The organism is Aquibacillus halophilus, from assembly GCF_009649745.1.
Classification (GTDB): Bacteria; Bacillota; Bacilli; order Bacillales; family Amphibacillaceae; genus Aquibacillus; species Aquibacillus halophilus.
Genome location: NZ_WJNG01000002.1, coordinates 668,271 through 675,261, shown reverse-complemented (window position 1 = coordinate 675,261; position 6,991 = coordinate 668,271). Strand labels below are relative to the sequence as shown.

The 6,991-nt window shown below is 34.0% G+C and carries 7 protein-coding genes; 2 read left to right on the top strand and 5 right to left on the bottom strand.

Annotated features, from left to right (window positions below):
• Positions 1–566: 566 nt before the first annotated feature.
• Together GH741_RS04430 and GH741_RS04425 are read right to left on the bottom strand one after the other, a co-directional pair.
• The gene (locus GH741_RS04430) at positions 567–1,628 is read right to left on the bottom strand and encodes a CAP domain-containing protein (protein ID WP_153735526.1); all 1,062 of its coding nucleotides are present in this window, start codon (positions 1,626–1,628) and stop codon (positions 567–569) included.
• A 168-nt stretch (positions 1,629–1,796) separates the two neighbouring features.
• A complete protein-coding gene (locus GH741_RS04425) occupies positions 1,797–2,240 on the bottom strand; it encodes a CBS domain-containing protein (RefSeq protein WP_153735525.1) in 444 nt (147 codons plus the stop codon).
• Between the two features lie 177 nt (positions 2,241–2,417).
• Between GH741_RS04425 and GH741_RS04420 the strand changes: the two genes are divergently transcribed.
• Entirely contained in the window at positions 2,418–2,783 is a 366-nt protein-coding gene (locus GH741_RS04420) for a YugN family protein (RefSeq protein ID WP_153735524.1), read from the top strand.
• 231 nt (positions 2,784–3,014) lie between these two features.
• Positions 3,015–4,073, top strand: coding sequence for a sporulation integral membrane protein YtvI (gene ytvI / locus GH741_RS04415; RefSeq protein WP_153735585.1), 1,059 nt, complete (start codon positions 3,015–3,017; stop codon positions 4,071–4,073).
• A gap of 75 nt (positions 4,074–4,148) precedes the next feature.
• On the opposite strand, the gene GH741_RS22265 is transcribed toward ytvI, so the two are convergent.
• The 3 genes from GH741_RS22265 to ctaG all read right to left on the bottom strand — a co-directional run bounded on the left by GH741_RS22265 (position 4,149) and on the right by ctaG (position 6,885).
• Positions 4,149–5,324 (bottom strand): GNAT family N-acetyltransferase, encoded by a 1,176-nt coding sequence (locus GH741_RS22265; protein ID WP_153735523.1) that lies wholly within the window; start codon positions 5,322–5,324, stop codon positions 4,149–4,151.
• A 185-nt stretch (positions 5,325–5,509) separates the two neighbouring features.
• Positions 5,510–5,965 (bottom strand): DUF420 domain-containing protein, encoded by a 456-nt coding sequence (locus tag GH741_RS04405; protein ID WP_153735522.1) that lies wholly within the window; start codon positions 5,963–5,965, stop codon positions 5,510–5,512.
• 32 nt (positions 5,966–5,997) lie between these two features.
• Positions 5,998–6,885 carry a cytochrome c oxidase assembly factor CtaG gene (ctaG, locus tag GH741_RS04400; protein WP_153735521.1) on the bottom strand — a complete coding sequence of 296 codons (888 nt, stop codon included), beginning with the start codon at positions 6,883–6,885 and terminating at the stop codon, positions 5,998–6,000.
• Positions 6,886–6,991 lie beyond the last annotated feature (106 nt).

Here is a 6,991-nt window from a genome sequence, read left to right as displayed (position 1 = left end):
TAAAGAACACTCACTGCGGGGTCTTCAGACTGTTCCTTTCCCATAGGAGTGTCGTATTTTTCCTCCGCTTTGAGTAGCTCACTGTTCAAGGGTGGATCCTTGAGACAATAAATTCATGGGTTTTTTCTTTAATAAAAAAAACACTACTACTAGCGTGGGCGGAATCCATAGACATTTGGAAAATACCTGCGCTTACTCGTCGCATGAGACCTTTGTTACTTTTCACTCTAGAGTCGATTGTCTACCACCACAATCAACCATTATAAGTATTTAGCTCTGGTTGGTTTAATGTAGTAGTTATCAAACACAACACTATACTAACGCAGGAAATACACGGAGACTCCTGCGGGAGGGAATGGCCTAGGTGAGACCCCACAGTGCGTAGCACGAGGAGGCTCAACAGCCACCCGCGGAAAGCGTAGTGTATTTCCGTAGTGGTGAAGAGCGTGGTATGTTACGACGCAATTTACATCAACTATGAATATTAAGTAGCCACAAAACCCCTTAGGAACAGAGTTATTTTAAAAGAAAGTTACTTTTAACACTTTTTAACAGTTATAATTTTTTTATTTTTGCAGGAAATTTTGAGTATAATAATATTTATATACACCTACACCTAAATGGGTGTAATCGTTTTTAAGCAATGCGTCTCGGTGCCCTTCACTATTTAACCAACCTTCAACAGCAGAAGGACCATCTGTGTATTGCGCAGCAATATTTTCTCCAGCAGACAAGTAATATATTTCATTAGCGCTTAGTCTTTCCTTTAAACCATCACCTGTTTGGGTATAGTGGGAAAAATAATTGTTCTCTGCCATATCCTTACTATGACCTAGAGCAACCCCCGCAGCCGAATCGTCCCATTCGAGTAGCGTTCTATTAAATCGGGTTCGAAATATATTAGTTATATCAAAAATTTGCTGTTCCATTCCCGTTTCGACTTCCCTCCACTGAACAGAAGTAAGTAATGGTGCTTCTGGTAGTTCTCCACGGTAGAAAATTTCATACGGCCTCTGTGTTAATAAGACTTCTGAGTTCACAATTCGAATTGATGATAAACTTTGGGCAAACGAATCAAAGTAAAATTGAATAAAAGTGTCAGTGTCAATTTGAGCTAGTGGTCTAGTTTCCATATCATTTGTAGTTAGTTTAAAACGATATGAAGTAGATGCTCTGGAAAAAGAAACTTCATTGTCAAATTCAAAGTTTTTATCATTCTCATCATATGATTGACCAATACTAATCGGGTCTATAGAAAGACCATCTCCCGTAGCAAAAATAGTTACTATTTGATTGTCTTTTATACCAAACTGAATATACTGATCTATCCTGTTTGTGTAAACCCACCAAACATAGCCATAGGAGCTTAGGTTTCTACGAAGTGGTTCTCCTAAACTACTCTCTAATTCACTTTGTTGTTTCCCAATCCATTTGTATAAATCACCCTCAATTCTTGAAACCGAAGTTATACTAGCGGGTGACGTTTTGGGTTCCATTGTTGTTTGAGTAGATTTGCTTAGAAGATCTAAACTAGTTACTGTATTTTCAGTTATTAACCTATCTTGAAAGACGTAGAAAATACCAGCGACTAATAAAAGTAAAAGTATTACGTTTTTAAAACCTCTCATATCTATTAACTCCTTTAATCACTTCTATAAATCATTATAATGAAAAATAGGCTTGTTTATGAAAAGAATTTTATATTATTAATAAAATATTTGGTTAAACCAAAACTATAAAAACCTTGCTGCATTAAAATAACAGCAAGGTTTTAGATTAATATTATGAATTAATTACTAATGAATCTCATTGTTATGTTCTTTTCCCGTTTCAGAAATTTCTTCAAGAGCATGACCTGCTGCCTCATTAGATTTATTTTCTAATGATAAGTCACCTAATGACACAATACCAATAAGCTTTCCGTTATCAACGATAGGTAATCTACGAATTTGCTTTTTAGCCATTAGTTTACTTGCCTCTTGAACTGTGGTTTCAGGACTAACAGAATGCAATTCATTACTCATAACCTCTTTAACTTTGCTTGAGCCATCCTTATTATTGGCATACCCTCTTATCACTAAATCTCGATCTGTTACCATTCCTAACAGTTCTTGATTTGAACCACAAATTGGTATAGCACCAACATTCCTATCTTTCATTTTCACTGCTGCATCGCTAATTTTATCATCTGCAGTACAATAACTTATATCGGTTGTCATAATTTCCTTTACAGACTTCATAAATTTCCTCCTTTAATAGTTAAAATGTTTTTTCCCATACAAAACTAGTCTTTCCAATTTATTAAATTTCTTGCATCATCTTGTTCTAAAAACAATAAAGGACGTAAATCGATTGCAACTTATCTTATTTCATACTATTATAAGGTAGATACATACATTTTTTTGTGAGGTGGAAGTATGAAAATAGAAGGTACTGGAATTGAAGGTTTAGTTTTAGATTTAAAGCCATTAGATCATTCAATGAACAACATTGCTTTTATACGTGCTGGTCAATGGGACTATGAACGGGTAACTTATGATTTCAAAATAAGCTCTGCTGAAGAAAATATTACTTACTATATTAGAATTCAAGGTTATTCCCTTGAAGGTGATGTTGACCGCGGTGATGCCGTTGTCAAATTAAACACACCTCTACTGGGTAAGCATTATTACCCGCATGGAGTTGAATACGGAGAAAAAGAGAACTTTCCTGATAGTGTTGTTGATAGAGCTAAACAACAACTTTCAAAGGCAAAAGCAGAATTAGACAAACATAAAAAATAAGGAATAATAAACTGTTGGTTTTATCACTAACAGTTTATTATTTGTATTGAGCTTTAATTGCCCGCTACATAAACAATTCGTTTGAACTATGTGATTATCCAAAACATGAGCAATTGACATTACTATTTTAACTTCACACCTTTTTCTTTCTTTTTTGCTATTCAAAAAATAAAATACATGCTATATTTTGATTAAAGTTGTTCCATTATGAAAGGAGTTTACAAAACTAAATTGTTTCGTTACCTTACAAAACGCCAATGGATTTTAATAATGCTAACAATACTGCTAATTATTGCGGGATACTTTATTTTACCAGTATCAATTCCTTTAATTTTAGCCTTTTTTACTGCTCTATTTCTTAATCCCTCAATACGCTGGATGCAGTTAAGATTCAAATTAAACAGAAAAATTGCAGTCACTATCATATTTCTAATCTTCTTAGTGATTGTTAGTGTCAGTGGTTCATATTTAGTAACTAGAGCTGTTACTCATGTTGTGAACTTCGCTGAGAATACACCTACATATATAAATCAAATAAACTCAAAACTATTAGAATGGGAGACTGATATTGAACATTTTACTGAGGACCTCCCTGTTGAATTTGTAGATGAGTTGAAAGATGGTATTAGTGAAAGCCTTTCAGAGTTTGGAGATACAGTAAGATCTAAATTACAGCTACAACAAATAGCATCTGCTGTAGGTAAAGTACCTGAATATTTGGTAAGTCTAATCGTGTACCTACTTGCGTTATTTATGTTCATGTTAGAATTACCAGGGCTAAAGAAGATGACCTATGAACACCTTACAGCTGAAAGTGCCGAAAAAGTAAAGTTTATGAATGCCAGACTGGCTTATGTGGTATTAGGTTTTTTGAAAGCTCAGTTCTTAGTTAGTATCATCATATTTATTATTACTTTACTTGGTTTATTATTTATTGCACCGGAATACGCCATAATTGTTTCAATTGTTGTATGGTTAGTTGATTTCATCCCGATTATAGGTTCCATAATAGTTATCGGACCTTGGGCACTCTACATGTTTATTACTGGAGACGTAGTCACCGGTACACAACTAGCTATTCTTGCTGTTGTTCTACTTGCTGTTAGGAGGACTGTTGAACCAAAAGTTATGGGTCGACACATTGGTCTTTCTCCACTGGCCACTTTAATCGCAATGTATATTGGCTTACAATTAATAGGAATACTTGGATTTATCCTAGGACCTCTACTTGTAATCGCCTTTAACTCTGCTAAAGAGGCGGGAATTATTAAATGGAATTTCAAAGTATAGCCAAAATAAAACATAGTCAGATTGACATTCCGTCAAATCTGACTATGTTTTTTTATTGAAACTCATTTTATAAAATTAAAAAAAGTCTAATAATGCAGGCTGCATCGGTTGAATTATTTTTTTAAGCAAATTAATATTGCCTTCTACCTTTAACAGGTCGAATGAGATTAAACGGTCAATGGGTTCACTGCCAAATAATAATGCTGTTAGTGTTTGAATATCGGTTGTTATAGTAAAATCACTTCGAAAAGCAAGATTAAGTTCAACATTACTTACTACATTATTTTCAATTTTAAGTAACCAACTTCCATTATTCCATTCGGCGAGATCATCGATAAGGTCAATTCTTAAAAAAAGTTGGTCAACGGATTTGAAAAATGGATACTCTTTAACAAATGACTGAAAATCAACGATTCTTGTCATAAAATATGCATCTTTCTTCATTGTTATTTTGGGATTGTCAAAATAAAATGAGATTTGGTCTTGTGGTTGAATTACCATTTCAACTTCATTTAACATTGAATCATGATTTCTAATCCACTGTAGTAAACCATAGCATGCTTCACCATTTTGATAGATGAATTCCTCTACCTTTAATCTTTTATCAACTATCTTCGAAATCAAGTAGCCCTGAGGGATATTGGATGAATCAAAATAAATGACTATCTGGTCATCTTTTGAAATTACTCGCTTTTCCCACCACCACTGCTCACGTTTCAACATTAAGCAGTAGGTAATAGCATGTTGTTCATATAAAAATTGAAGAGTATCTTTTTGTTCGGAATATAGTACTCTTTGGGTGTGACCATTGACGCGTTTAACCCGTAAATCTGTAGGCTTAAAAAAATACTTATGTATATGTTGTGTCAATTCCCAACCATAGTTACGATAAAATCCAACAGAAAAAGGATGTAACATGGAAAGAGGTAATGGATGTTTCTTCATCTCCATCAAAGCCATCCGCATTAAGCGTTGAACATGTCCTTTTCTTCTGTGTTCAGGCCAAGTTGCTACTCCAGCAATTCCACCAAAAGGGATTACCTTAGAGCCCAAAAATAGTTCCATTGGTAACAAGTGTAATTTTGATGCTAGCGTCCCTGATTTGTCGTATGATCCAAGTATAATTTGATTCTCCATCATTTTAGACCGATCTTGCCTATCCTGTTCAGTAAGTCTATAATTGAAAGCATATTCTCCTAGAGAAAGTACATGATAATACTCTTCCTTTGTTATCACTTTTATTTCATTCACCTTTTAATACACCTCTATTCTAAAAAGTAGAGACTAAACTTATTCGTGAGCCTTCCAGTAGGACTACGAGAAGTATTATCTCCTTCTAAATTTGATTATACATCCACATAAGTATTCTTTCACCTATTTGTAACAAACAGAATATCAAAAGGGACTACCTCAACTTGTTAAGGTAGTCCCTTTGTTTATAATCCTAAGATTGCTTTTATCATACTGGTTGTTTCTCCACTATCATAAATAATATATAAAAGTAAATAAACTGCGACTCCAGTTATTGCAGTAAAAAACCAGATAATACTAGTCACAGGACCAATCTTTCTGTGTTTTGTAATATTACGTTTTAAAGCAAGTACAAGAGTGACTATACCAAATACTGCACCAGTTGTTGCTAGTATAATGTGAAAAATAAGAAAAATTGTATAATAAATCTTTAACTCTTCAGGTCCGCCAAAGCTAGTGTTTCCTACAAAGATAGTCCGTGATAAATAAATAATGAAAAATAGTAATGCACTAATGGCAGCACTTATCATTGTCTTCTTGTGCGCTTTATATTTCTTTTGAGTAACTAGTATCCAGCCAATAGCAACTAATACAGCACTTAGAACAATGAAAAAGGTACTAATAGTTGGTAAAAAAGGCATAACAATTATCCTCTCTAAATAACAATTAATAATTAGGTCTCACTGGGAGTGGTTGTAGGAACAGGGTCAACCTTGTGGCTTTCCTTACCGAACCAACCAAAGAAAACTTTGGCTAGTATCATTCCGTACACGATTTCCTGCATAATCTTCATTACTATTCCACCAAGCTGTTGATCTTCCACAATTGGAAGTGGTGAAAACATCTCTGGTCCACTTAAGGTCAATCCACCTAAAACAGAAGAAGGAACACATAAAGCAAGTGCTTGTATCCAACTACCTGTCTCACTATAGGTAGCGTATATAGAATGGTCCGCAAAGATAATTAAGCCACAAGCAGGTGTAATTAATACTCCATTTGCGAATATATAACCAATTTTCATCAATGGTGACAGTTTGTCTAACTCTTTAATTGGCGTGACAATGGGCCACCACATACAAAAGGCAGTAAACAAAATAACTGTTGTAATGATTGCATGCGCAGTTGGAGTTTCTTTCGCGTAATCAAAAATAACTGGAATATGATACATCGAAAATAAACCGTTAAATAATAATAATGCGATTAAGGGTATTGTAGTAATCTTTAAAATCGACTTCAATACTGGCAAGTCAAATATTTTTCTCCATATCCACACTGGAATGCCCCTAATAATCAATATTGGGAAAACAAGGTAATACAGAGCCATTTGAACCATATGAGAAGTAAACATGATATGAGATACCAGATCTATAGGTGATCCTTTTATGATATACAGAAGAACTAACCCAAGATAAAAGGAAGTTTGTTGGGTAACACTTGGTGGTCCCTTCTTAGTAAATTTAGTAGTTATTAAATAATAGGTTATACCTAAACCTAAAACGAATAATGCATAGTATGGACTCCACAAAGCTCGAAATCCAAATATTTGTAGTTCTAACCACATTTCATATCACTCCATATTTGTGCTTTTTCCATTATAGCTTATTTAAGTGGCAAAAAAACATTAGAAATATGACAATTTAAACAAATTTATTTTTCTAATCAAAGCA

Coding starts and splice junctions, on each gene's coding strand:
- GH741_RS04420 (WP_153735524.1), top strand. CDS start 2,418: ATGAAAATAGAAGGTACTGGAATTGAAGGTTTAGTTTTAGATTTAAAG.
- ctaG (WP_153735521.1), bottom strand. CDS start 6,885: ATGTGGTTAGAACTACAAATATTTGGATTTCGAGCTTTGTGGAGTCCA.
- GH741_RS04430 (WP_153735526.1), bottom strand. CDS start 1,628: ATGAGAGGTTTTAAAAACGTAATACTTTTACTTTTATTAGTCGCTGGT.
- GH741_RS04425 (WP_153735525.1), bottom strand. CDS start 2,240: ATGAAGTCTGTAAAGGAAATTATGACAACCGATATAAGTTATTGTACT.
- GH741_RS04405 (WP_153735522.1), bottom strand. CDS start 5,965: ATGCCTTTTTTACCAACTATTAGTACCTTTTTCATTGTTCTAAGTGCT.